The following is a 1697-nucleotide window of genomic DNA, read 5'->3' as shown; positions in this document are numbered from 1 at the left end:
TGGCTGAGCGATGCGCAGATGGCGCGTCTGGAGCCGTACTTTCCGAAGTCCCATGGCAAGCCGCGCGTTGATGATCGGCGCGTGTTGAGTGGGATTATCTTCATAAATCGTAACGGCTTGCGGTGGCGCGATGCTCCTGCCGCATACGGCCCCCACAAGACATGGTGTGATTGCGGCGGTCGCTCTCCGGGGGCGAACGAGGTCCGGTATGTTGGCCTCATGGATAAATGCCGTGAGGAGAACGACCTATGGAAAACTATGCGGGTTTGGACGTTTCGCTGAAAGAGATTTCGATCTGTGTTGTAGATCGTGATGGCAAGACGATCGCGCGCGGGGCTTGCCCTGCCGATCCTGAGGGTGTGGCAGGCTGGTTTCGAAACCGCTCGCTCATGCCGCGCCGGATTGTGCATGAGAGTGGGAACTTGTCGATTTGGCTGCAGCGCGGAATGACGCGGCTCGGGCTTCCGGTCACCTGCATCGATGCGCGCAAGGCGCACAAGAGCCTCTCTGCCCGGCTCAACAAGTCTGACGCTTCCGATGCCGAAGGGTTGGCGCAACTCGCCCGAACTGGCTGGTTCACTCCGGTGCATGTCCGCAGCGAAGAGGCCGACCGGCTGCGGTGCCTTGTCGGGGCACGTGAAAGATTGATCCGGTTGCGCAAGGACCTCGAAGGTCACATCCGTGGCGTCCTCAAAACCTTCGGCATCCGTATGATCGGCATTGGCCAGGGGCGACAGAGGCAGGCGTTCCGCGATCAACTGGCGGCAGCGGGCGAGACCGACCCGGTTCTGGGGGCCATGGCCGATGCCTTCATCGTTACCCATGCCAAGCTGTGCCAAGTGGCGGAAGACTTGGACAAGGCGGTGAAGAAGACGGCCAAGGCCCATCCTGTCGCGCGTCGCCTAATGACAATCCCCGGTGTTGGTCCAGTCAACGCGCTCAGCTTCATAGCCCTAGTTGATGATCCTGGTCGGTTCAGCCGGACGGCGGATGTGGGCGCTTTTCTTGGGCTGACGCCAAAGCGGCATCAGTCTGGCGAGGTGGATTGGTCCGGACGGGTCTCGAAATGTGGTGACGGTGCGATGCGCGGGCTACTGTTCGAGGCGGCATCATGCGTGATCCACCAAGTGAGACGTTTCTCACGGTTGAAAAGCTGGGCCGTGCGACTTGCCGGTCGGCGCGGCTTCCGCAAAGCGGCGGTCGCGACGGCCCGCAAGATCGCCGTGCTTATGCTGACGCTCTGGAAAACTGGAACCGACTATCAATGGACAGAGGAGGCCAACGCCTGATCTGAGTTCCCGCGCCTGAAGCGGGTAGCGCAGTCCCGACGGGACGGAGGTTGATCGATCTCGCTGTAGAGCATGGGATGGCCAGGCGCCACATCCCGCACAAGACATTGGAGACGATCCACCGCCGAAAACCATCATGAGGCGCTCAATGCGACCTCGGAGAGAACCATGACCCCGGACGGACACACCCCCACGCTTGACGAGGCCGCAATCAGAGAACCCTCTACAATCGTTGGAAGCGGTGGAGCGACAAGGGCATTTTCGCGAAGATGATGGCGGGACTGGTTGCCGAGCACGGGGAGAAGAAGACCGTGATGATCGACGCCACCTACCTGAAGGCTCACCGCACGGCGTCCAGTCTGGGCGTCAAAAAGGGGGGCGCGGTCGCCTGATCGGACGGACGAAGGG

General features: G+C 61.3%; 1 protein-coding gene and 2 pseudogenes. All 3 read left to right on the top strand.

The window, feature by feature from the left end; translation table 11 throughout:
- Positions 1 to 162: pseudogene (locus GQE99_RS20355) on the top strand (transposase); the annotation flags it as partial.
- An 86-nt stretch (positions 163 to 248) separates the two neighbouring features.
- Positions 249 to 1289, top strand: a complete 1041-nt coding sequence (locus GQE99_RS20350; protein ID WP_161353795.1) for an IS110 family RNA-guided transposase — start codon at positions 249 to 251, stop codon at positions 1287 to 1289.
- A 215-nt stretch (positions 1290 to 1504) separates the two neighbouring features.
- Positions 1505 to 1697: pseudogene (locus tag GQE99_RS20345) on the top strand (IS5/IS1182 family transposase); the annotation flags it as partial.

The sequence above is a fragment of the Maritimibacter harenae genome (genome assembly GCF_009882975.1).
GTDB lineage: Bacteria > Pseudomonadota > Alphaproteobacteria > Rhodobacterales > Rhodobacteraceae > Maritimibacter > Maritimibacter harenae.
This window is presented reverse-complemented; position numbering and strand designations above follow the sequence as displayed.

What these genes read in the sequence shown, in the direction of transcription:
- GQE99_RS20350 (WP_161353795.1), top strand. Translation starts at nt 249, where the DNA reads ATGGAAAACTATGCGGGTTTGGACGTTTCGCTGAAAGAGATTTCGATC.